Origin of the sequence: Arthrobacter sp. NPDC092385 (assembly GCF_044755105.1) — a bacterium.
In the GTDB taxonomy this organism is placed as follows: Bacteria; Actinomycetota; Actinomycetes; order Actinomycetales; family Micrococcaceae; genus Arthrobacter_D.
Genome location: NZ_JBIVQL010000001.1, coordinates 326,797 through 349,365, shown reverse-complemented (window position 1 = coordinate 349,365; position 22,569 = coordinate 326,797). Strand labels below are relative to the sequence as shown.

Annotated in this window: 19 protein-coding genes; 9 read left to right on the top strand and 10 right to left on the bottom strand. The window is 71.2% G+C overall.

Annotated elements, in window-relative coordinates; all coding sequences use genetic code 11:
* Positions 1 to 108: 108 nt before the first annotated feature.
* Entirely contained in the window at positions 109 to 348 is a 240-nt protein-coding gene (locus ACIQCY_RS01720; RefSeq protein WP_400482159.1) for a DUF3073 domain-containing protein, read from the bottom strand.
* Between the two features lie 305 nt (positions 349 to 653).
* Here ACIQCY_RS01720 and ACIQCY_RS01715 point away from each other — a divergent pair, with 305 nt between their 5' ends.
* Positions 654 to 1,838 (top strand): septum formation family protein, encoded by a 1,185-nt coding sequence (locus ACIQCY_RS01715; protein WP_400482158.1) that lies wholly within the window; start codon positions 654 to 656, stop codon positions 1,836 to 1,838.
* A gap of 73 nt (positions 1,839 to 1,911) precedes the next feature.
* Here the strand turns inward: ACIQCY_RS01715 and clpB are convergent, their stop codons facing one another.
* On the bottom strand, positions 1,912 to 4,536 hold the full coding sequence (gene clpB, locus ACIQCY_RS01710; protein ID WP_400482157.1) for an ATP-dependent chaperone ClpB: 2,625 nt from the start codon (positions 4,534 to 4,536) through the stop codon (positions 1,912 to 1,914).
* Positions 4,537 to 4,723: 187 nt separating this feature from the next.
* On the opposite strand from clpB, the gene ACIQCY_RS01705 reads away from it, so the two are divergent.
* Both ACIQCY_RS01705 and ACIQCY_RS01700 read left to right on the top strand, forming a co-directional pair.
* Positions 4,724 to 6,712, top strand: coding sequence for a penicillin-binding transpeptidase domain-containing protein (locus ACIQCY_RS01705; RefSeq protein ID WP_400482156.1), 1,989 nt, complete (start codon positions 4,724 to 4,726; stop codon positions 6,710 to 6,712).
* A gap of 150 nt (positions 6,713 to 6,862) precedes the next feature.
* A complete protein-coding gene (locus tag ACIQCY_RS01700) occupies positions 6,863 to 8,353 on the top strand; it encodes a flotillin family protein (protein WP_400482155.1) in 1,491 nt (496 codons plus the stop codon).
* Between the two features lie 79 nt (positions 8,354 to 8,432).
* Here the strand turns inward: ACIQCY_RS01700 and ACIQCY_RS01695 are convergent, their stop codons facing one another.
* Entirely contained in the window at positions 8,433 to 8,834 is a 402-nt protein-coding gene (locus ACIQCY_RS01695) for a YccF domain-containing protein (RefSeq protein WP_400482154.1), read from the bottom strand.
* Between the two features lie 105 nt (positions 8,835 to 8,939).
* Positions 8,940 to 10,616, bottom strand: a complete 1,677-nt coding sequence (locus ACIQCY_RS01690; protein ID WP_400482153.1) for a DEAD/DEAH box helicase — start codon at positions 10,614 to 10,616, stop codon at positions 8,940 to 8,942.
* Between the two features lie 328 nt (positions 10,617 to 10,944).
* Here ACIQCY_RS01690 and ACIQCY_RS01685 point away from each other — a divergent pair, with 328 nt between their 5' ends.
* From ACIQCY_RS01685 to trmB, 3 genes are read left to right on the top strand one after another with little or no spacing between them, the layout of a single operon-like run.
* Positions 10,945 to 12,204: a M20 family metallopeptidase gene (locus ACIQCY_RS01685; protein ID WP_400482152.1), complete on the top strand. Its 1,260-nt coding sequence runs from the start codon at positions 10,945 to 10,947 to the stop codon at positions 12,202 to 12,204.
* Positions 12,205 to 12,214: 10 nt separating this feature from the next.
* Positions 12,215 to 13,171 carry an alpha/beta hydrolase gene (locus tag ACIQCY_RS01680; RefSeq protein WP_400482151.1) on the top strand — a complete coding sequence of 319 codons (957 nt, stop codon included), beginning with the start codon at positions 12,215 to 12,217 and terminating at the stop codon, positions 13,169 to 13,171.
* A 51-nt stretch (positions 13,172 to 13,222) separates the two neighbouring features.
* The gene (gene trmB, locus ACIQCY_RS01675; RefSeq protein ID WP_400482150.1) at positions 13,223 to 14,101 is read left to right on the top strand and encodes a tRNA (guanosine(46)-N7)-methyltransferase TrmB; all 879 of its coding nucleotides are present in this window, start codon (positions 13,223 to 13,225) and stop codon (positions 14,099 to 14,101) included.
* 77 nt (positions 14,102 to 14,178) lie between these two features.
* Here trmB and ACIQCY_RS01670 read toward each other — a convergent pair whose 3' ends face one another.
* Complete coding sequence (locus ACIQCY_RS01670; RefSeq protein WP_400482149.1) at positions 14,179 to 14,907, bottom strand: hypothetical protein; 729 nt, start codon at positions 14,905 to 14,907, stop codon at positions 14,179 to 14,181.
* Positions 14,908 to 15,050: 143 nt separating this feature from the next.
* On the opposite strand from ACIQCY_RS01670, the gene ACIQCY_RS01665 reads away from it, so the two are divergent.
* Positions 15,051 to 16,082 (top strand): DUF695 domain-containing protein, encoded by a 1,032-nt coding sequence (locus tag ACIQCY_RS01665; protein ID WP_400482148.1) that lies wholly within the window; start codon positions 15,051 to 15,053, stop codon positions 16,080 to 16,082.
* A gap of 74 nt (positions 16,083 to 16,156) precedes the next feature.
* Here ACIQCY_RS01665 and ACIQCY_RS01660 read toward each other — a convergent pair whose 3' ends face one another.
* Positions 16,157 to 16,744 (bottom strand): TetR/AcrR family transcriptional regulator, encoded by a 588-nt coding sequence (locus tag ACIQCY_RS01660; protein WP_400482147.1) that lies wholly within the window; start codon positions 16,742 to 16,744, stop codon positions 16,157 to 16,159.
* A 26-nt stretch (positions 16,745 to 16,770) separates the two neighbouring features.
* Between ACIQCY_RS01660 and ACIQCY_RS01655 the strand changes: the two genes are divergently transcribed.
* The gene (locus ACIQCY_RS01655; RefSeq protein ID WP_400482146.1) at positions 16,771 to 17,955 is read left to right on the top strand and encodes an MFS transporter; all 1,185 of its coding nucleotides are present in this window, start codon (positions 16,771 to 16,773) and stop codon (positions 17,953 to 17,955) included.
* Positions 17,956 to 17,969: 14 nt separating this feature from the next.
* On the opposite strand, the gene ACIQCY_RS01650 is transcribed toward ACIQCY_RS01655, so the two are convergent.
* Entirely contained in the window at positions 17,970 to 18,653 is a 684-nt protein-coding gene (locus ACIQCY_RS01650) for an SDR family NAD(P)-dependent oxidoreductase (protein WP_400482145.1), read from the bottom strand.
* 64 nt (positions 18,654 to 18,717) lie between these two features.
* On the opposite strand from ACIQCY_RS01650, the gene ACIQCY_RS01645 reads away from it, so the two are divergent.
* Positions 18,718 to 19,299, top strand: coding sequence for a hypothetical protein (locus ACIQCY_RS01645; RefSeq protein ID WP_400482144.1), 582 nt, complete (start codon positions 18,718 to 18,720; stop codon positions 19,297 to 19,299).
* On the opposite strand, the gene ACIQCY_RS01640 is transcribed toward ACIQCY_RS01645, so the two are convergent.
* The 3 genes from ACIQCY_RS01640 to ACIQCY_RS01630 all read right to left on the bottom strand — a co-directional run bounded on the left by ACIQCY_RS01640 (position 19,256) and on the right by ACIQCY_RS01630 (position 22,566).
* Positions 19,256 to 19,957 (bottom strand): PspA/IM30 family protein, encoded by a 702-nt coding sequence (locus tag ACIQCY_RS01640; protein WP_400482143.1) that lies wholly within the window; start codon positions 19,955 to 19,957, stop codon positions 19,256 to 19,258. The genes ACIQCY_RS01645 and ACIQCY_RS01640 overlap by 44 nt on opposite strands.
* 46 nt (positions 19,958 to 20,003) lie before the next feature.
* Entirely contained in the window at positions 20,004 to 20,570 is a 567-nt protein-coding gene (locus ACIQCY_RS01635) for a hypothetical protein (RefSeq protein WP_400482142.1), read from the bottom strand.
* A gap of 94 nt (positions 20,571 to 20,664) precedes the next feature.
* Positions 20,665 to 22,566: an alpha-amylase family glycosyl hydrolase gene (locus ACIQCY_RS01630; protein WP_400482141.1), complete on the bottom strand. Its 1,902-nt coding sequence runs from the start codon at positions 22,564 to 22,566 to the stop codon at positions 20,665 to 20,667.
* Positions 22,567 to 22,569 lie beyond the last annotated feature (3 nt).

Below are 22,569 nucleotides of genomic sequence, written 5' to 3'. Positions count from 1 at the left end.
GCGCGGGCCCGTGGCGCGGTGTCCGGTGCGAGGGCACACAAAACGGCGCATCCGCCCCGCGGGGTTGATGCGCCGTGTGTGGTTCACAGAAGGACGGCTGACCGGAAGTCAGCCGGTGCGGCGTGAGCCGCTCTCCTCGCCGTCGTCGTCGAGCCCGTCGGCGTACTTGTCCGCATACTCCGAATAGTCCGGTTCAACCGGCTCGATCGGTTCGGTACGCCGATTTGATGCACGACTACCCGGGCCTGTGAGCTCTCGCTGCAGTGCCGAATAATCTGTGGCCGGGCTGAAGTACTTCATATCCCGGGCCTGCTTGGTAGCTTTTGCCTTTTGACGGCCGCGCCCCATGGCGTGACCCCCTTTGTGCGTCGATCCGGAGGTGGTCACTGGGGCACGAGGCCCAAGGCTGCAGCGAGGCCCCGGAGTATTTGGTCAAATTGTCGTAAGTATAGGTTACATGCTTTCCAGGGCAGCCGACCGCCGGTTGGGATGGTCGACGCGGCGTGCCCGGGGGCCAAAGCCGGAGGTCGCAGCCATGACGTGCCGCCGCAGCGGAGAAACCCGCCACCGGGGCGATCTTGGATAGAGTCGGAGCCACGTCGGAGCGCGCCGGCCACGAGCCACCCAGGAATGCAAGGAGACAGCGGCCCACCATGAGCAACGAGGAGCAGGTACCGAAGGATTCGGGGCACGATCCCGAGACGGACGCCCGGCAGGAACCGGACGTGGTGGATCCCGACGACGTCGTACTCGACGACGGCGACATCCGCACCGGGGCCCTGGAGCCGGAGCTGTCGGTATCGCCCGACTCACTCGACCTGGCAGAGCCCTCCCTCGAACCCGCCCGGATCAGCAGGGAGACGGCCGACGCCGCGTCCCTCGAGGAGGCGGCGGCCGAGGCCCGCGCCGTGGCAGCCGAAGCGGAGGAGACCGGGACGCTCGTGGGTGGGCCGATGCCCGCCGATGCGCCGATGGCCAGGGCGACGCCGGAGGGTACCGCGCCGGCCGGCGGGGTTGCGGGCGACACGGAGCCGACGACGACCGCGGGCGGTGGACCGGCGGCGGACGGGCGCACCGGTGCAGAGGCCCCCGGAAGCAGCGACGGTCCCGCGGACGACGGCGGGCCGGTGGGCGGCCCCTATGCCTTTCCCCCCGCGGGTGGGGAGGCCGGTGCCGGAGACCCCGGCCTCTACCCCGGCACCGATCCCGCATCGATCGGTCCGGCAGGGGCCGGCCCCTCGACGGAGCCGGCGCCGGCCTCGGGCCACGGCGCACCAGCAGCCCGGCCCGCCTGGGTCCCCTCGGCACCGGGAGCCCTCCCCGGCACCGGCACGGGCGCCGGCTCCCATCCCACACGGGACCGGACCCGGGCCAGGAGCAGCAGCCTTCCGCTGCTCCTGATCATCGGCGGCGCCGTCGTGCTCCTCGGACTCCTCGTCTGGCTGCTCGTCTCCCTCTTCGGCGGCTCGGACGACGAGGCGCGCGTGGACCCGTCGTCGCTGGCCTCGGGCGAATGCCTCGCCGATTTCACGGACATCACCGAGGACGCCGTGCTGGTGGACTGCGCCGAACCCCACAACGCCCAGCTCGTGGCCAGCGAGGACTACCCCGAGGACGCGGAGTTCCCCGGCCGTGACCAGCTCGGCCTCCGCGCCGAGGCGGCCTGCGCCACGGCCTCGGCGGACATCGACCCCGACGTGGTCACCGCGGACCTGGAGGTCACCCTCCTCCGGGCGACGCCGACGGCGGAGACCTGGGCGGACGGTGACCGCCGCGTGGACTGCTTCGCCGTCGTCGGGAACGGCGGCACCGTGAGCCAGAGCCTCCTCAACCCCTGACGGCGACGGTCAGGACGGACGGACAGGAAAGGGAGGAACCGCGAGGTTCCTCCCTTTCCTGCATGCGCTGCCGCTACCGGGCGGCGTGCACCAGCAGGCCACCCGAGTCCAGGCCCGCCTCCCCGAGAGCCTCCGCATCCGGCTCCTGCCGGTCGACGACGACGGTGTCGCCGTCGACGATCTCGCCCGCGAGGATGCCCCTCGCCAGGCGGTCGCCGATCTCACGCTGGACGAGCCTGCGCAGCGGCCGCGCGCCGTATGCCGGGTCGAAGCCGGTGAGCGCGAGCCACTCGCTCGCGGCGGCGCTCACCTTGAGCTCCAGGCGACGGTCATGCAGCCGGTCGCCGAGCGACCTGACCTGCAGGTCGACGATCCGCGAGAGCTCGTCGAGGCCGAGCGGATCGAAGATCACGACGTCGTCGAGCCGGTTCAGGAACTCCGGCCGGAAGTTCGCGTTGACGGCGGCCATCACGGCGGAGCGCTTGGCGGCGTCGTCGAGCGCGGGGTCCACGAGGAACTGCGAGCCGAGGTTCGAGGTCAGCACGAGGATCACGTTGCGGAAGTCCACCGTGCGGCCCTGGCCGTCCGTGAGGCGCCCGTCGTCGAGTACCTGCAGGAGCAGGTCGAAGACCTCCGGGTGCGCCTTCTCCACCTCGTCGAGCAGCACCACGCTGTAGGGGCGGCGCCGCACGGCCTCGGTGAGCTGGCCGCCTTCCTCGTAGCCCACGTATCCCGGCGGAGCACCGACGAGGCGCGCCACCGAGTGCTTCTCCGAGTACTCGGACATGTCGATCCGGATCATGGCGCGCTCGTCGTCGAACAGGAAGTCCGCGAGAGCCTTGGCGAGCTCCGTCTTGCCCACGCCGGTGGGGCCGAGGAACAGGAAGGAACCCGTGGGGCGGTTCGGATCGGACACGCCGGCCCGGGCTCGCCGGACGGCGTCGGACACGGCGGACACCGCGCGCTTCTGCCCGATCAGGCGCGCGCCGATGACCTCCTCCATATGGAGGAGCTTCTCGCTCTCGCCCTGGAGCATGCGCCCGGCCGGGATGCCTGTCCAGGCGGAGATGACCTCCGCGATGTCGTTCGCGCTGACCTCCTCGGCGACCATCAGCTCGGGGGCGTTGGCACTCTGCTCCTCGGCGGCCTGCGCCGCCCGGAGCTCGCGCTCCACCTGCGGGATCTCCCCGTACAGGATGCGCGACGCCGTCTCGAGGTCTCCCTCGCGCTGCGCGCGGTCGGCCTGCGAGCGCAGGTCGTCCAGGGACGCCTTCAGGTCACCCACGCGGTTCAGGCCCGCCTTCTCGGCCTCCCACCGCGCGTTCAGCCCGTCGAGTTCCTCCTGGCGGTCCGCCATCTCGGCGCGCAGGGTGTCCAGCCGCTCGAGGGAGGCCTCGTCCTTCTCGCGGGCGAGCGCCATCTCCTCCATGCGCATGCGCTCGAGGGACCGGCGCAGCTCGTCGATCTCCACCGGCGCGGAATCGATCTCCATGCGCAGGCGTGAGGCGGCCTCGTCCACGAGGTCGATCGCCTTGTCGGGAAGCTGGCGGCCCGGGATGTACCGGTGGGACAGCGTGGCCGCGGCGACGAGCGCGGAGTCGGCGATCGAGACCTTGTGGTGCGCCTCGTAGCGCTGCTTCAGTCCGCGCAGGATGCCGATCGTGTCCGGCACGGACGGTTCGCCGACATAGACCTGCTGGAACCTGCGCTCCAGGGCCGGGTCCTTCTCCACGTTCTCGCGGTACTCGTCCAGCGTCGTCGCGCCGATGAGGCGGAGCTCGCCGCGTGCCAGCATGGGCTTGAGCATGTTGCCCGCGTCCATGGAGCCCTCGGAAGCGCCCGCCCCGACCACGGTGTGGAGCTCGTCGATGAAGGTGACCACCTGGCCGTTGGACGAGCGGATCTCGTCGAGCACGGCCTTCAGCCGCTCCTCGAACTCGCCGCGGTACTTGGCTCCCGCGATCATCGAGCCGAGGTCGAGGCTGATGAGGGTCTTCCCCCGGAGTGATTCGGGCACGTCGCCCGCGACCATGCGCTGGGCGAGCCCCTCGACGACGGCGGTCTTGCCGACGCCGGGCTCGCCGATCAGCACAGGGTTGTTCTTGGTGCGGCGGCTCAGCACCTGCACCACGCGCCGGATCTCGGCGTCGCGTCCGATCACGGGATCGAGCTTCCCGCTGCGGGCCACCTCGGTGAGGTCCACCCCGAACTTCTCGAGCGCCTGGAAGGTGTTCTCCGGATCGGGCGTGGTCACGCGCCGGTCGCCCCGGACCCCCGGCAGCGCGGAGGCGAGGGCCTCCCGCGTGAGGCCGAGCGAACGCAGGATGGTGCCGGCCGCCCCGGTGTCGGCGGCGAGCGCCAGCAGGAGGTGCTCGGTGGATACGAACTGGTCGCCCAGCGTCTCCGCCTCCTGCTTCGCGGAATTGATGACCTGGAGTGCCCCGCGCGAGAACTGCGGCTGCGCCACGGAGGACCCCGACGACGACGGCAGGGCCTTGATCGCGGCACTCGCCTGCACGCTCACGCTGTCGGGGTCGGCGCCCGCCGCCTTCAGGAGCGCGACGGCGATACCGTCACGCTGGTCCAGGAGCGCCTTGAGGAAGTGCGGCGCCTCGATCTGGGCGTTACCCGCCGTGGAGGCATTCATGGCAGCGGCTGAAAGCACCTCACGGCTCTTGGTGGTGAAGTTGGTGTCCACGCGAGGATCCTTCCTGTTCTGACGTAGGGGTCCGGTACCCGGCCCCCACATTGAGTGTACTCGACTCAACTTTGGTTCGGGCAGATAAATTCCACCTGCTCGGCGCGGGGCGAGCAGCAGGAAGACCGCGACCGACCCGCACGCCGCGACGGCGGCGCGCCAGGGGTTCTCGGACATAATGAGCCGTATGGGGAAACTTCATCGCGCCACATCCGTCCTGACCACCGCCGTCCTCGCACTCACGCTCGCGGCCTGCACGGACGACCGCCCCACCGCCGAGGACGCGGCGCGCACCCTGGCCGAGGGGCTGGCCCGGCTCGACGTCGGGCAGTCCGCGTTCACGTCCCTGGAGTCCACCGAGGTGACGGACCAGCTCGCCGCGATCACCGAGGGCTTTGCACCGGAAGCGCCTGCGGTGACCGTCGCCGGCGTCGAGGAGACCGGCGAGGACAGCGCGACGGCCACCCTCGACTACGTCTGGGACCTCGACGACACCGACCAGGACTGGACCTACAGCACGACGGCGGACCTCACGCGCGTCGAGGACGCCTGGCAGACCGCCTGGGAACCGGATGTGTTCGTCCCGAACCTCCTGCCCGACGAGAAGCTGACCCTGACGAGCGTCCCCGGTGATCGCGGCGACATCACCGGAGCCGGCGGCGAGGTGATCGTCACGCAGCGGCCCGTGATCCGGGTGGGCATCGACAAGACCCGCGTACCCGAGGAGCAGCACGCAGCCTCCGCGCGTGCTCTCGCGACGCTGCTCGAGCTCGATCCGGCCGCCTACGAGCAGCAGGTCGCGGGCGCCGGCGCGGACGCCTTCGTGGTGGCCGTCGTGCTCCGCGACGACGCCACGCGGACCGTCACCGATGCGCAGATCGATGCCGTCCCGGGTGCCCTGCGGCAGGCGGACACACTCGAGCTCGCCCCGACACGGACCTTCGCCCGGGAGCTGCTCGGCGGTGTCGGCGAGGCGACCGAGGAACTCGTGGAGCAGTCGGACGGTGCCGTGCGGGCCGGTGACATCACCGGGCTCGGTGGCCTGCAGCTGCAGCACAACGCCCAGCTGGCCGGTACCCCGGGCCTCGAGGTCAACGCCGCTCCGGTGGACGCTCCGCAGACCCCCACCCAGCGGCTGTTCGCGAAACCCGCCGTCGACGGCGAGGACCTCGCCACCACGCTCGATCCCCGCCTGCAGAGCCTCGGCGAGCAGGTGCTCGCGGAGGAGCCCTCGGCGTCGTCCATCGTGGCCCTCCGCCCCAGCACGGGCGAGATCCTCGCCGCAGCGAACGGCCCGGGCAGCGAAGGGCTGCAGACGGCCCTCCTCGGCCAGTACCCGCCCGGCTCCACGTTCAAGATCGCCACGAGCCTCGCGCTCCTGCGGAAGGGCTTCACGCCCGAGTCGCCGACCGAGTGCACCGAGGAGGTCACCGTGGACGGGCGGACCTTCAACAACGCCAGCACGTACCCGGCCCAGTTCCTCGGGACCATTCCCCTCCTCGAGACCTTCGCGCAGTCCTGCAACACCGGGTTCATCTCCGCCCGGGACCGGATCAGCCAGTCCGACCTCGAGAAGGCCGCCACCGACCTCGGGATCGGCGTCGAGGCGAGCATCGGGACGCCCGCGTTCTTCGGAGCCGTGCCGACCGAGGCGGAGGGCACGGCCCATGCCGCCGCGATGATCGGCCAGGGCGAGGTCCTGGTCTCCCCGCTGTCGCTCGCCACCATGGCCGCGTCCGTCGGCAACGGCGCGCGGGTCACGCCGACGCTCCTCGCGCCGGGTGAGCCGACGGAACTCGACACCGGGTCGGAGAGTGCCGCGGCATCCCAGGCGCCCACCGATGACGCATCGGCGCCGGCTCCCACCGATCCCGCAGCACCGGAAGCGGCGGAGCCGAGTGCCTTCACCGCGGCGGAGTCGGCGACCCTGAAGACCCTCATGGCCGCCGTCGTCGCCCAGGGCGGCGCCCAGCTCCTGCGGGATGTCCCGGGCGGGCCCGTCCTGGCCAAGACCGGCACCGCCGAGTTCGGCAGCGAGACCCCTCCGCGGACGCACGCGTGGGTCGTCGCCCTGCAGGGAGACCTCGCCGTCGCCGTCTTCGTCGAGGAGGGCGAGCTCGGCTCCACCTCCGGGGGTCCCCTGATGCAGGCGTTCCTGACGGGAGCCGCCTCGTAGCAGCCAGCGACTCGCGACCGACGAGGGTGCGGGTTGTCCACTTCGATGACTTGGGGGGTCAGATCAGTACCGTGCACGCAGTAGCTTGATCATCCTCCGGCGCGCGCCTGCTGCGCCGGAGGCAATTCGAAGACCGTTGAAAGGGTCGCAGTGGATCTCACGTTCATCCCGCTCATCATCGGCGCGGTGGTATTGCTCGTCGCCATCGTCGTCGCCATCGTGCTCGCCCGTATGGCTCTGCACATCGCCAGCCCGGACCAGGCGCTCATCATCTCCTCGAAGGACAGCAAGGGGCAGCCGGATCCGGACAGCCAGCGCGTCGTCTTCGGCCGCATCTTCATCAACCCGTTCTCGCAGCGGGCCTACCCGCTGTCCCTCGCGTCCCGCCAGGTGTCCCTGCGCATCGAGGGCATCTCCAAGAACGGCATCAAGCTCCATCTGACGGGCGTCGCCCAGGTCAAGGTGGGCGGCGACGCCGACGCCGTCCGGAAGGCCGCCCAGCGCTTCCTGAACCAACAGGATGCCATCGACCACTACACGCAGGAGACGCTCTCGGGCTCGCTGCGCTCCATCGTGGGAACCCTCACGGTCGAGTCGATCATCCGGGATCGCGCCACCTTCGCGAAGAGCGTGAAGGAGGAGGCCGAACACTCGATGCACAACCAGGGCCTGGAGATCGACACCTTCCAGATCCAGTCCGTGGACGACGACTCCGGCTACCTGAAGAACCTGGGCCGACCCGAGGCCGCCCTCGCCGAGCGCAACGCCAAGATCGCCGAGGCCCGGTCCATGCAGGAATCCGAGCAGGCACGCGCCCTCTCCGACGAGCAGGTCGCCCTCGCCCAGCAGCAGCTGATCATCCGCCGTGCCGAGCTGAAGGAGGAGGCCGACGCCCGTCAGGCGCGTGCCGACGCCTCGGGCCCCCTGGCCCAGGCCGAGCAGCAGGAACAGGTCATCATGCGCGAGCAGCAGGTCGCGCAGCGGCGCGCCGAGCTCCGCGAACGCGAGCTCGACACCGAGGTGCGCAAGCCCGCGGACGCCGAGAAGTACCGCCTCATCCAGCAGGCCGACGCGAAGCTCGAGGAGCGCCGTCGTGCCTCCGAGGCCACGGAGATCGAGGCCCGCGTCGATCTCGCACGCCGCAAGCTCGTCGCCGAGGGTGACCGCGTGGCGGCCGAGGCGGATGCCGCCGCGAACACCGCACGCGGTACCGCCGAGGCGACCATCGACGAGGCGAAGGGCCGCGCCGACGCTGCGGTCATCGCCTCCCGCGGTGACGCCGAGGCCGGGTCGACGGAAGCGCGCGGAAAGGCGGAGGCGGCAGGTATCGCCGCGCAGGCCGAGGCGTACGAGAAATTCAACCAGGCAGCCATCCTGTCGAAGGTCCTCGAGGTGCTCCCTGCCATGGCACGCGAGATCGCCGCACCGATGTCGGCGATCGACACCATGACGGTCGTCTCGAACGACGGCGCCAGCCAGCTCAGCAAGAACGTCTCCAGCGGGGTCCACCAGACCACGCAGCTGGTGAAGGACACCACGGGGCTGGACATCATCGCGCTGCTGGGCGATCTCCTGAAGAACGCGGACAGGCCGAGCATGAACGGGTCCGGCGGTCCGGTCACCGTCAGCGGATCCGACTAGCGCACTACCAGGGCGCTATCACGGGGCCGCTGCCGAGGGTCCCGAGCTGAGGGGTTGCTGCCGAACCGGCCGCGGCCCCTCAGCGGTAGGTCTGCAGGGACGCCCCCGACGACGGGACGATCACCTTGCCCAGCGGTGCCAGCGACACCGGGATGAGCTTGAGGTTCGCGATACCCAGCGGGATCCCGATGATGCTGATGAACATCGGGATGGCCGTCAGCACGTGGCCGATGGCGATCCAGATGCCCGCGACGAGCAGCCAGATCACATTGCCGACCGCCGCGAAGGCATACGTGCCTCCGCCCCGGCTGACCACCGTCTGCCCGAACGGCCACAGTGCGTAGACGCCGATCCTGAACGAGGCGATCCCGAACGGGATGGTCACGATCAGCAGGCAGCAGATGATGCCGGCCGCGAAGTAGCCGAGGGCGAGCCAGATGCCGCCGAACAGGAGCCAGATGACGTTCAGGAGTGCGTTCATGCGCCCATTGTTCCGCACCCGGCCGGGCACCGCACCACCTGGAACACACGAAGGGCTCCCTACCCGGGCGGGTAGGGAGCCCTTTCGTTGTTCCGGCGTACCGCTCTAGCGGGGACGGCGGTCGTTCGACGCCGGAGCGCTCGCCCTGCGGGAACCAGCGGCGCGGCGTGCACCCTCGGTCCGCGGGGCCGACGACGGCGCGTGGCTGCGCTGGCCGCCGGCGGCAGGAGCAGCAGCGGCGGGACGACGCACGGCGTCGCCCACGCGCTGGCCCGAGGCCGGGCGACGGCTGCGCGTCGTCGTCTCCGAGGCGGTGCGTGGCTCATCCGTCCGGCGGCGTGATCCACCGGTCTTGGCGGCAGCGCCCGAGTCCGAGCCGAAGCGAGGCGCCTGCGGCTGGTCCTTGCGGCGATCGGCGCGGTTGCCCTGGGCGGCCTGCGGGTCGGCGGAGACGCGTCCACGCCCGCCCCGGCCGCCACGGCCACCTGCAGCCGGAGCTGCGGCACCACGGCGGGCGCGCTTGCGCTCGGCGTTGGCGCCCGTGGAGGTACCCTCGCCCCGCGTGGCCTCGCGGGAGGCGAGCAGGGCCGCACGGGTGCGGGGATCGATCTTGTCGGCGAGCTCGCCCGTCAGGGACAGGACGAGAGGGGACGTCGCCTTGACGTTCTCGAACGCGACGTCGACCCCGGCGGCCTTCATCAGCTTCTGCACCTCTGACTTCTGCTCGGGCAGCGTGATCGTGACCACGGTTCCCGAGGAGCCTGCGCGGGCCGTGCGGCCCGAGCGGTGCAGGTACGCCTTGTGCTCCGTGGGCGGATCCACGTGGACCACGAGTTCGACGTCGTCCACGTGCACGCCGCGGGCGGCGACGTCGGTGGCCACCAGGACGCGGACGTCACCGGTGGAGAACTCCGCGAGGTTCCGGTCGCGGGCGTTCTGCGACAGGTTGCCGTGGAGGTCGACGGCGGGGATCCCGGCGTCGGTCAGGGTCTTGGCGAGCTTCCGCGCGTGGTGCTTGGTGCGCATGAAGAGCAGGCGGCGTCCGGTACCGGAAGCCAGCTGGACGATCAGCTGCTTCTTCTGCGTCTGGTCGCCGATCATCAGCACGTGGTGCTCCATGGTGGTGACCGCGGCCTGCGGGTCGTCCACGGAGTGGGTGACGGGGTTGGTCATGTAGCGGTTGACCACCTTGTCCACGCCGTTGTCGAGCGTCGCCGAGAACAGCAGGCGCTGGCCGTCGGCGGGCGTGGTGTCGAGGAGCTTCTTCACGACCGGCAGGAAGCCGAGGTCCGCCATGTGGTCGGCCTCGTCGAGGATGGTGATCTCCACCGACTCGAGGGTGATGAGCTTCTGGCGCATCAGGTCCTCGAGGCGTCCGGGGCACGCGATGACGATGTCCACGCCGGCACGCAGGGCCTTCTCCTGGCGCTGCTGGGACACGCCGCCGTAGATCACGGTGGTGTTGAGTCCGAGCTGCTGCGCGAGCGGCTCCACGGTGGCGTTGATCTGGGTGGCGAGCTCGCGGGTCGGGGCGAGCACGAGGGCCAGGGGGCGCCCCGGCTTGCGCCGGTAGGCGGCTTCCTGCTCAGCGAGGCGGGAGACCATGGGCAGCGCGAAGGCGAGGGTCTTGCCCGAGCCCGTCCGGCCGCGGCCGAGGACGTCGCGTCCGGCGAGGGAGTCCGGGAGGGACTTCACCTGGATGGGGAATGGTTCGGTGATCCCCTGCGCGGCGAGGTTCTCGACCAGCGCTTTGGGCACACCGAGGGCGGCAAAAGTAGTCATGTAAAGTACACGAACTTTCTTCTCATCTTCCCCGGCACCGGTTGGCGCAGGGGTTCGCCGAAGAAAAGTCAGACAGTGTCCACCGCGCTCACGATCCTGGGAGCTCAATGCGGGACAAAAGAATGCGTTCTATCGACGCAGGCTGCGCGTTCAACTGGCGGAAGTGATCTGCCGTGCGCAGGCAAGTGGTTCGAGTTTACCAGCAGGATCGCCATAAGCCCGCATCCGCGTGTGTATCCAGCTGCCGGTGACCGGACCCGCCCGCCCTCGCATCAGCGGGATCGATCTGCGAGGGTGGACGGACCAGCACCCCTGCCAGGAGGAACCCATGACCCTGTCCCCCGCCGAACTGCTCGAGGACGCCCGGTCCCTGGCGGGTGACATCGCCGACCTGCGGCACCGCCTCCACCGTGAACCCGAGCTCGGCCTGCAGCTGCCGCGTACCCAGGAGAAGGTGCTGGCCGCCCTCGACGGGCTCCCCTACGAGATCACCCTCGGCAGGGACACGACCTCCGTCACCGCCGTCCTGCGCGGCGGGGCAGCGCAGGACGGCGACGCTCCCGTGGTGCTCCTGCGGGGAGACATGGATGCCCTGCCGGTGCGGGAGGCCACGGGCGTCCCGTACAGCTCCGAGATCGGCGGCGTGATGCATGCCTGCGGCCACGACCTGCACACCGCGATGCTCACGGGAGCCGCCACGCTGCTCGCCGAGCGCCGTGCGGAACTCGCCGGGGACGTCGTCCTCATGTTCCAGCCCGGCGAGGAGGGCCACGACGGCGCCGGCGTCATGATCCGGGAGGGCATCCTGGAGGCGGCCGGCAGGACGCCGGATGCGGCGTACGGGCTGCACGTGACGTCCTCCCTCATGCCTACCGGAATGTTCACCAGCCGTGGCGGGGCCCTGATGTCGGCGTCGGACGCCCTGCTGGTGACGGTGCGCGGTGCGGGCGGGCACGGGTCCTCGCCCCACTCGGCCAAGGACCCGGTGACGGTGGCCGCGGAGATCGTCACCCAACTGCAGGTCATGATCACGCGGCAGTTCGACATGTTCGATCCCGTGGTGCTGTCCGTCGGTGTGCTGAACGCGGGAACGCAGCGCAACATCATCCCGGAGACGGCGAGGATCGAGGCGACCGTCCGGACCTTCTCGCGGGCGAACCGGGAGAGGATGGCGGAGGCCGCACCGCGACTCGTGCGCCATATCGCCGCGGCGCACGGGCTGGAGGCCGAGATCGAGTACCTCCACGAATATCCCGTCACCATCACCGATCCCGACGAGACGGCCCATGCCGAGGCACAGGTCGCGGAGCTCCTCGGGGCGGACCGGTACGTGACCATGCCCCAGCCCATGAGCGGTTCGGAGGACTTCTCCCGCATCCTCGAAGCCGTCCCGGGAAGCTTCGTGTTCCTCTCCGCTGTGGCTCCCGGGATCGAACCGGCGACGGCGCCCTTCAACCACTCCCCCTACGCCGTGTTCGATGACAGCGTGCTCGCCGACGGGGCGGCCCTCTACGCGCAGCTCGCCATCTCCCGACTGGCTTCGGGTGCCTCCCGGTCCTCCCTGCCCTCCCTGCCCTCCGTCGGGTGAGCCGGCGCACATGGCGAAGCTGGACCTACGGACGAGGCTCATGGGGAGGGTTCTCGCGAGGGTGTCCCCTGCGGGCAGGAGCGAAGAGCAGATCGTGGCGGGCCAGCAGCGGTCCATCGGCCACAACCCGGTACTCGATCTGCTGCTCGGCGGCCTCTCGCCGAACGTCACCGCCAGCGAGGACACCGCTGCCGGGGCCACGGACCGGATCCCGATCCGCGTGTATCGTCCCGCGGACCTCTCCGGGCCCCTGCCGCTGATCGTCCTCATGCACGGTGGCGGCTGGGCGACCGGCACGCTCGACACCTACGATTGGCTGGCGAGTTCGATGTCGGCGCAGGCAGGGGCCGTCGTCGTCTCCCTCGCCTATCGCCTCGCGCCCACGCACCGCTGGCCGGCCGCCGCGGAGGACTGCTACGCCGCGTTCCTCGAGGTCGTCGGCCGCGCGGCGGACTGGGAGGCGGATGCGGCTCGAGTGGCCGTCGTGGGAGACAGCGCGGGCGGGAACCTGGCGGCGGTGGTCACGCTCATGGCACGGGACCGCTCCGGCCCGGTGATCTCGTTCCAGGGACTCATCTACCCCGCGACCGACCTGACGCTGGGCAGTCCGTCCATCGAGGAGAACGCGGCCGCGCCGATCCTGACGAAACGGGACATCGTCGCCTTCCGGGACCTCTATGCACCCGACCCGAAGGACCACCTCGACCCCTATGCCTCGCCCCTGTTCGCCGATGACCTCAGTGGGCTCCCGGCGGCGCTCGTCCAGGTCGCCGAGCACGACCCCATCCGGGACGACGGCCTGCGCTACGCCGCTGCCCTGAAGGCGGCCGGTGTCCAGGTGCGCGTCACCACCTATGTCGGGATGCCGCACGGCTTCCTGGCGTTCCCGCGGATCTCCCGCAGCGCGCCCCAGGCACTCGAGGAGTTGTGCGCGGAACTCCGGACGCACCTCGCGCCCACGGGCTGAGGCCATCAACGCCAGGGGAACCACCCGCGGGCTGCCGGTAGCCTTGGAGGAATGGATCCGCACGCACAGACCCCCGACCAGCCGCACCGCACCCAGCCCGTCTCGTTCGTCCGGCGGGGCTCGCGCCTGCAGGGCCGGCGTCGCGAGGCCTGGGACGAGCTCGCGGAGGCCTTCCTGATCGACGTCCCGCGCGTCGAGAACGCCGACACCTCGGTGGCCCCGGGTTTCGTGCTCGACGTCGAGGGCACCTTCGGGCGGTCGGCGCCGCTGGTCGTCGAGGTGGGGTCGGGGCTCGGCGAAGCCATCACGCACGCCGCCGAACTCGATCCGGACCGCGACTACCTGGCCCTCGAGGTCTACCGCCCTGGGCTCGCCCAGACCATGCTGCGCATCAGCCAGAAGGACCTGGCCAACGTGCGGACCGCGCAGGTGAATGCCGCGGAGGCCTTCGCCGGCATGATCCCGGCGTCGTCCGTCGCCGAGCTGTGGACGTTCTTCCCCGACCCCTGGCACAAGGCACGCCACCACAAGCGCAGGCTCGTCAAGGAGGGCTACGTGGACCTCGCCGCCCGGGTCCTCCAGCCCGGGGGGATCTTCCGCCTCGCCACGGACTGGTCCAGCTACGCCGTGCAGATGCGCGCCGTGCTGGACGCGAGCGACCATTTCGAGAACCTGCACGACGGCGAGCGCTCCGGCGCCGAGAGCCCCCTCACGCAGGTGTGGGAGAGCGGCGTGGAGTCCGTGGTGGGCGGTGCGCCGATGCGTGAGGGGCGGGATCCGGTGAGCACGGGCAACACGGGTGTCAACGAGGGCACCGACGAGCTCGGCGGGTGGGCGCCCCGCTTCGACGGCCGGACCCTCACGAGTTTCGAGAACAAGGCGATCAAGGCCGGGCGGATGGTCTTCGACCTCACCTATCGCCGCCGCTGAACGGGCGGCACGGCGAGCGGCGCGCGGCTCCGCGGCTCCCTCGCCGTGGCCGCCCTCCGCGGCGCAGGCACCTCCGGCTAGGTGTGCTGCTGGAAGCCCATCCCCAGCCCGCGGGAGATGGCCCGGAAAGCCTCGGGATCCGGGTGGCCGGCGCCCTGCTGACTGTGGACGAACGCCTTCGTCACCCACTCGTCGGGCAGCCAGGTGCGGCCCTGAAGCTGTTCATGGCCCGGGCAGCGCACCGTCGCCCAGAACAGGAAAACCAGCTCGGCCCAGTCGGATTCGAGGATCCAGTTGACTGAACCGCTGGTGGATCGGCCCATCACCTGCAGGGCGCCCGGACCGATCAGCGTCGCCATCTGGATGCTGTTCCACCTCCGCGGCAGCACGGAGGTCTGCGTGTGGAGGTAGAACCCGTAGTCCGAGACGGTGACCGTCCCGCTGTCGATCGGCGTCCATCGCGGCTGGGCCAGCGCGGCCGCCCGGCGTCGTCGGCCCGCATTCCCCAGGGCTGCCGCAGCACCGAGCCCGAGCATCAGGGGCACCGCTCCCCGCCCCCGCGCCACGACGAAGGAGCTGTCGTGCACGTACGATCCGTCGCCCCACGCTTCGTAGGACGACAGCCGGAACGGTCCGAAGGCCAGGGGTGCTTCGTCCTGGGAGTGCTGCATCGCGAAGGGCACCGGGACGGCCTGCCGTTGCTTCAACCGCCCCTGGTGCATCAGCAGGGCGAGCTCGGCGGTCATCCACAGGGCATCGTCCCGCGCGGACCAGTCGGAGTCATCGACGTCGGTCCTCTTCCCCATCCTCCCAGCCTATGCAGATCCCGGCCCGCGCGCGACGGCGGTGAAGACGACGCCGTCTGCCCAGGACCGCCCCTGGCCGGGTAGATTCGCTGGAGTCGGGGCGGCCGGAGGATCCCGGACGCCAGCACCAGGGAGATGCGGGGATGATGGGTATTTTCAGGCGTCGGACCTCCGGCCGGGGCACGGGCAAGGATCCCATCGAGGCCTTCTGGCGCTGGTGGGCCGAGGACGGCGAGGACCTGCTGACCACCGCCACGCGGGCCGGTGACTTCGAGGCGTACGTCGACGTGCTGACCCGGCGCGTGAAGGCGATCGCCCGGGGGCTCGAATGGGAGACGCGCACGGGCACCGACGCCGAGCACACGCTCTGCGTCTCGAGCGGCGGTGACGCTGCGCTGCGTCCCGTGGCCGAACGCTGGTACCGCGCATCGCCGCCGGCCAGCCGGCGCTGGGAGTTCGTCCCCGCCCGCAACGCCAAACCGGACATGCTGGACTCGAGCATCACCTACCGTGGCAGGACCTTCGACCTGCGGCGCACCAGGGTCCATGCGGCGGTGACCAGGGCAGGCGACGGCCTCATCGTGTCGGTGCACAACCCCGGCTTCACCGGGCAGTGGGACGACGAGTACGGGCTGTGCGTCCTCCTGCTCGAATGGCTGCTCGGCGAGGACGACGTCGAACGCTGGGTCCGCCGCGTGGACTGCATCGCGTACGACGTCGTCGACAGCATCCCGGCGGCCGACCTGCCCGCGAGGGTCGCCGAACTCGCCCGCACACTCCCCGCGCCGGGCTGGCTGCTCATGCGGGGGACCCTCGGGTCCGGTGAGCCGATCCTGGTCCGGGTCCTGCGCCCGCTGCGCTGGATAGACCACCCGCGCTTCGACCTCCACACGGCACTGCGGGTCCCCTTCGATGCCGACGGGCAGGGCCTTCCGACCCCCGAGGCCTCCGATGCCCTCTCGGACCTCGAGGACTCGCTCGTGGGCGCGCTCGGCATCCGCGGGATGCTCGTCGCGGCCGAGACCTCGAAGGGGGTGCGGACGTTCCACTTCTACTCGGACTCCGAGGACCAGAACGGCCGGGACGTCCTCGACGCCGCGGCTCGCGGACGCCGGCCGGTCTCGGTCAGGCACACCCCTGATCCCGGCTGGAAGAAAGTGCAGGACTTCGCCTGACCTTCGGCGGTCCCCTCGTGGAGGCGTGACGACGAGCTGCGGCGCGTAGGGGGATCGAGCCGCGGGCGGTTGCGCTAGGAGACGTCCTGCGTGCCGACAGCAGCCAGCAGCATGGCGGCGATGCGGCGCCCGTCGGCGATGGCGGTGTCAGCGTCCGTGCCGCGCAGGATCATTCCGAGCACGCCGGTGTAGATCAGGACGAGCTGCTGGGCCACAGCGTCCGCCCTGCCGGGATCCGGCAGGGCGGCGGCCAGTTCACCGAGCCGACGGGTCAGCAGCCGGGTGTCGGCCAGCAGTGTCTCCTCGAGGTCGGGCCCCGGACGGGCGGTCTCGGCAGCGATGCCCAGGAACACGCACCAGCGGGACGGGCTGAGGTTCCGCCGGTGCCGGGTCAGCGCGGTGAAGATCGCGAGCACCTTCTCCTCCGGGCCCTCCGCCTCGTCCACACACTCCTGCCACGTGGTGTCCCACCGCGAGAGCCTGCGCCGGAGGGCCTGCGTGATCAGCCCTTCCTTGTTGCCGAAGTGCGCATAGAGCGTTGCCGGAGACACCTGGGCGCGCTCGAGGATCACGTCGACGGGCGTCGCCGTGACGCCCTGCGTCGCGGCGAGGTCCTCCGCCGCATCGAGAAGCCGGTCCCGCACCGTTGCTTGTGGTTCCACCCCAGAAGGATATAACGTTCGTTTCAATGAAACGCCCGTTACAGTCCTCGTCCAGCGCCCAAGAGCCTCTCTTCGCCGTGTCGGCGGTAGCGCTCATCGCTGCCACCTACGGCCTGGCACGACTGGGGTACGGACTGTTCCTACCGGCCTTCGCGGCGTCGTTCTCCCTGTCGTCCACGATGAGCGGGATCCTGTCCTCCGGCGCCTCCCTCCTGTACTGCGTCTCCGCGGTCATCGGCTTCCGCTTCGCAGGCGGCCATCCCCGCGCCGTGACGCTCCTCGCCGGGTCGACAGCCGCGCTGGGCAGCGTCGGGATCGCCGGCGCACAACACACGATGGTCTTCGCCGCCGCGGTACTCCTTGCCGGCATGGGGGCGGGTTTCGCCTCCCCCGCCCTGGTGGAGCTCGTGCAGCGCAACGCCGAACCGGCCCGGCAGGGGCGGCTCCAGTCCATCGTCAATTCGGGCACGGGCTTCGGGGTGGTCGCTGCGGGCCTCCTGTCCCTGTCGCTGGGGGAAGCCTGGCGGATCGCCTGGGTGCTGGTGGCGGCGATCGCCGCGGTGTCGATGCTCGCCGTCCTGCGCCTGGACGGCAGTGCGGGGACCATCCCGGCATTGGACCGCCCTGCCCCCTCGCTCCTCACCCGATCGAGCTTCCGCGGGCTCGCCAGGCCACTCTCAGGCGCCTTCGTCTTCGGCTGCGGATGCGCCGCTGTGTGGGTCTACGGCAGGGCCACGCTCGAACAGGCCGGCGGCATGAGTGCCGGGATGTCCGCCGTCGTGTGGATCGCGCTCGGGGTGGGAGGCGCTGCCGCCACGCTGGGCGCGCGCCGGCTCGCGGATCATGCCATCGCGCTGACCTGGTCCGTGACGACCCTCGGCACCGCCGGAGCGACTGCGTGGATCGGATCCAGCCAGGGCAGCCTCGTCCCGGCATACGCCGCGGCGGCCCTCTTCGGCCTTGCCTACACTGCGGCGACATCGGTGCTCATCCTCTGGGCGTCCGAGGCCACGGCGGACAGTGCTGCCGCCACCTCGCTCCTGTTCACCGCCCTGGTCCTCGGACAGGCGGCCGGGGCCCCGCTCACGGGGGCGATGATCGAAGCGTACGGTCCCGCGGCGGCGTTCTCCGCGGCGGCTCTCACCTGCGCAGCCGGTGCCCTCGCCGTCACCGGGTCACGCCGGCGGGTGCACCCACCGGCCCGCCGCTGAGGAAGAGCGGTCCGTCAGAACGACGACGACGGCAGATCCCGCTCGCCGTCCCGGATGGCCGTGACGATGCGTCCGGCGACAGCCACCGGATCCTTGCCCTGGGGCAGCTTCGGAGCCTCGCCGGCGATGGGCCTCGAGGCGAGTCCGGTCTCCGTGTGCGGCGGGCGGGCATCCAGCACGCGGACTCCCTGCCTGCGCAGCTCCAGTGTCAGGGCCTTGCCGTAGGCACTGAGGCCGGCCTTCGTGGCCGAGTACGCGGCCATGCCCGCCGTCGGGCTCTCGGCGACGACGGCACTGATCTGCGCGATGAACGAACCCTTCGTGAGCCTGGGCGCGACATCGCGCATGAGGCGCATGTATCCGAGGAGGTTCACGAGGACGAGTTCGTCGAGGGTGTCGTCATCGACCTCGACCGCAGGTCCGAAGGCGACGACGCCCGAGGCGAACACGACGCCGTCGAGTTCGCGCCCGTAGATCGCCGCAGCGATCTCGGCAGGGCCGGCGGCCCTGCCGAGGTCCGCCGCCACGCGTCCGACGACGGCCTCGCCGAGCTCGTCGGCCAGCTTCGACAGCTTCTCCTCGGACCGCCCGGACACCGTGAGTTGGGCTCCCTGCGCGGCGAGCTGACGCGAGAGCTCCGCCCCGAGGACCCCGGTGGCGCCGACGACGAGGACGTGGGAACCGCTCAGCTCAGTCATGGCCCGAGTGTAGCTTCCGGCGGTGTCCGACGGGCGGTCCCTGCAGCGCCGCTACAGTGTGGGCATGAACGAGATGCGGAGCTGGCAGCCGATGGTCGAGACGAACGCGGCCCGGCTCCTGCGGACCACCGGCCGGACACCGGCGGAGTGGGCGGGCGAAGCCCTCAGCGCGGGAATCACCGGCCGCGAGGACCTGTCGCGCTGGCTGAAGGACCGGGGAGTCACCGGGTACAACCTGATGAGCGTCGACTGGGAGATGTTCGGGCTGCCGGAGTTCTTCCTGCGCTCTGCCGATGAGCTCTACGACGCCCAGTATGCGGACCGGCCGGCCCTCCGAGCCGTTGCGGATCGCATTCTCCTGTGGGCCGCGGAGGCCCCCGAGGCGGTCATCCAGATGCGCAAGACCTACGTATCGCTCCAGACCTCCCGGCGGAAGTTCGCGCAGCTCACGCCGACCACCAGGACCGCGGTTGACCTGTTCTTCCGGATGGCGGTGCCGGAACTGCCCGGGCTCGAGCCGGTCAGGGCCACCAACGACGCGTTCGCGTGGCGCCTCCGGCTCCGCCGGGAGGAGGACGTGGACGACGCCGTGCTCCGCGCCCTCAGGACTGCGCTGGAGGATAGCCTCGGGAGCCCCTCCGCTTGAGCTCCTCGAGCTCCTGCTGCGCGGCCGCCTCCGCTTCGAGCTCCTCGAAGGCCTGCTGCAGGCGGGGCGATGACGGGTCGGTCCACGACAGCTCCTCGCGTGCCTGGGCCTGGGCTTCGAAGCGCCGCACCTCGAGTTCGGTGTTGCGACGCGCAGCGTCGATCGCCGCGGCCTCCCGCGAGGACGAAGCCAGGGCGTCATGGACGCCGATGGCGGCCTGCGCTGCGGCACGGCGCGCGAGCATGGCGTCGTACTCCATGGCATTCTGCCGCACACGGTGTTCGAGCCGCTGGACGTCCTCGTGGAGCCTGCGCGCCTGCTGCTCCGCTTCCTGCAACTGCCGGGTCAGCGTCTCGAGTCGTCGCCGCGCCGTCATCGACTCGCGGATGGCTGCACGGGCGGCGTCGTCGTCCCCCCGCTGGACGGCGGCCGCCGCGGCCGCCTCGACCCGGTTGAGGTAGGCGGCGGCGTCGTTCGCGGCCAGACCCACGCGGTGGTGGTGGGCGGCGACGTCGGCCGCCCCGCGACGCGCCTGGTCCAGGAGCGAGTGCTGCGCCAGCTGTGCGTTCTGCGCCTGGACCCGCGGATCCTGCTTCCCTTCGGCCGCCGCATTCCGATTGGCCTGCACGATGCGCGTGATGCGTCGTCTGATCGACATTGCTCGGACCCCCGGCTGGTTGTGGTGTGGCTACCTGATCAACCTCTCACCACGTCTGCCGGTTCCCGTAGGTGTCCCGCCAGGTGCCCATGGCCGAGATCTCGGTGCGCAGGCGAGTGGTGGCGCGCTCGAGCTGGAGCGTGTCGATGGACCGCGAGGTCTGCAGGAGGCATCGGCGCAGATCGGCGGAGAGTTCGTCGAGGGCGCGTGCCTGGGCGGCGAGGTCCCTCGTCCATTCCTGCTTGAGCGCGCGGTTGGGCTCCCGGTCCGCCGCCCTCAGCAGGTTCTCGAGGGAAGCGGCCGCCTGGTCGATCTCGGCTGCGGCACGCGGCAGGTCGCCGACGGGTCGGTTCTGCGCGGTCGCCTCCGCCAGGGCGAGGTGCGTGGCGCGCGAGGACCGGGACAGATTGCCGATGAGCCGCGCGGGTTCCCGCGTCAGCGCGTCCGGGGAGTAGGCGCGGGCGGCCAGCATGCCGCGGTCCTTCGTGCGCTCGATGATCCGCGAACTCCTGACCTTCCGCACCACGACCCAGCCGGCGACCCCGGTGCCGGCACCGAGCGCCAACAGGACCCCTACACCGATGGCGAAGGCTTCGACGAGCTCCTCAAGCATGGCGATCTTCCAGGATGTGTTCCATCCATCCAGTCTGACCGCCTCCCCTGACAAATGCCACCCGCCGGGTGCCACCCGCGGGGCGGACGCGCGGCTACGTCCTGTCGCTGGTCCGGACCCCGGGAAGGCGCCACACCTGGACGCCGGGGCCGCGCCCCGAGATCACGAGGGCGCCGGCCGTCTCCTCCGCCGTTGCCCCGGCCGGGCCCAGGTCGACCGGCCGGGCTGCGTTCCACGGGCCGGGCAGCAGGTCCGACGCCACCCGGACGCCGCCGAAGTCCGCCCGCGCCGCCGCGACCACGAAGCACTCCTCCTCGTGCTCACGCACGAACACGACGACGTCGGGTGCGGCGGCCAGCCAGCGCACCGCTCCGTCCCGCAACGCGGGCGAGGCCCGCCGGAGCTCTGCCAGGTCCGCGAGGAACTCCCGCCTGTCCGCCGGCCGGGCACCCGCGCCGTCCCACGGCATGGGCGTGCGGGCGTCCTCGCCGTTGACGCCCCCGAGCCCGAACTCGTCGACGGCGAACACGGTGGGCAGGCCCGGCAGCAGGAAGGTGAGGGCGAGCCCGACGGCGGCACCGCCCTCGACCATCACCGTGGCGGCGCGCGCGGTGTCGTGGGTGTTCAGCGCCGTCATGTTCTGTGAGCGGACCCGCCAGGAGAAGCCCGACGCGAGCGCCGTGTGGGTGGCGACGAGGTCGTCGCCGTCGATCCGGGGTACGCCCGCCGACGGCGTGCCGAAGAAGTTGATACCCGCGGTCTCCCGGTATCCGCGGGTCAGCCACTGCCAGAGCGGGCGCGTGAGGTTCGAGTAGGTCATGCCGCCGTCCCAGGTCCGCCCGGACAGGTCATCGGTGGCGTCGCCCGTGGATTCGGCGAGCAGCATCAGCCCGGGCCTGACGGCGTCCATGGTGCCGCGGATGAGCGCGGCGACCTCCCGGTTGAGGTCCACGGATCCGTGCCGTCCGGTCATGTTGGCGACGTCGATCCGCCAGCCGTCGAGGTTGAAGGGGGGAAGCAGCCACCGGGCGACCACCGACTCCGGTCCGTCGACGAGGCGCCGCCGCAGTTCCGGTGAGGACCAGTCGAGTTTCGGCAGGCTGGGGACACCGAACCAGCTCGCGTACTCCGTGCCGTCCTCGCTGAAGTAGTAGAAGCCGGCCTCCTCGCAGGTCGGATCGGCGGAGGCCTTCCGGAACCAGTCGTGCGCGTCGCCGGTGTGGTTGACGGTGAGGTCCCCGAGGACGGCGATGCCGCGCGCGTGGGCGGCGTCGACGAGCCGGACGAGGGCTGCGTCGCCGCCGAGGAGCGGGTCGACCTCGTCGAACGTCGAGGCGTCGTACCGGTGGTTGGACCGTGCCGGGAAGAAGGGCGTGAGGTACAGCACCGTCGCGCCGAGGTCCCGGATGTGGTCGAGGCGCTCGGTGATGCCGTCGAGGTCTCCCCCGTACACCTGCCGGGGCGTGAGCTCGCCGTGCGGCTCCACCGGTTCGTCCCACGAGCAGCCCACGGCCCAGTCCGGGAGGGCGTCGAGGGGCACCGCGGCGGAGGACCTGGCGTACCGGTCGGGGAACACCTGGTAGATCACGGCGTCGCGCGCCCAGGGCGCCGGGGCGGGGCGGCAGTCGATCCGGAAGTCGTCCCGGTCGGGGGTGTCCCGCCGGGCCGTGCCCGTGGCGTTGAGCCAGCGCAGCACCGGCCCGTCGGCGCCCGGCACCTCGAACAGGAACCGGTAGCGCAGCGTGGGGTTGACCGCCGTGACCTGCGCCTCCCAGCAGGACCACGCGCCGTCGTCCCCGGACTCTCCGGGGAGCAACCGCGCCTCGTCGTAGTGCCCCTCCCCGTCGCGGGTCGAGCGGACGAACACCCGCCCCGGTGCCCCCCAGCGGGCGGGGACCCGCACGCGCACGGCGAGCGTGTCCCCCACGCGCGGCGACTGGTCGGGCACGTACAGCGGGGAGCCGTCGTGGTGCGGTGCGAGGAACGGATCCTGCACGGG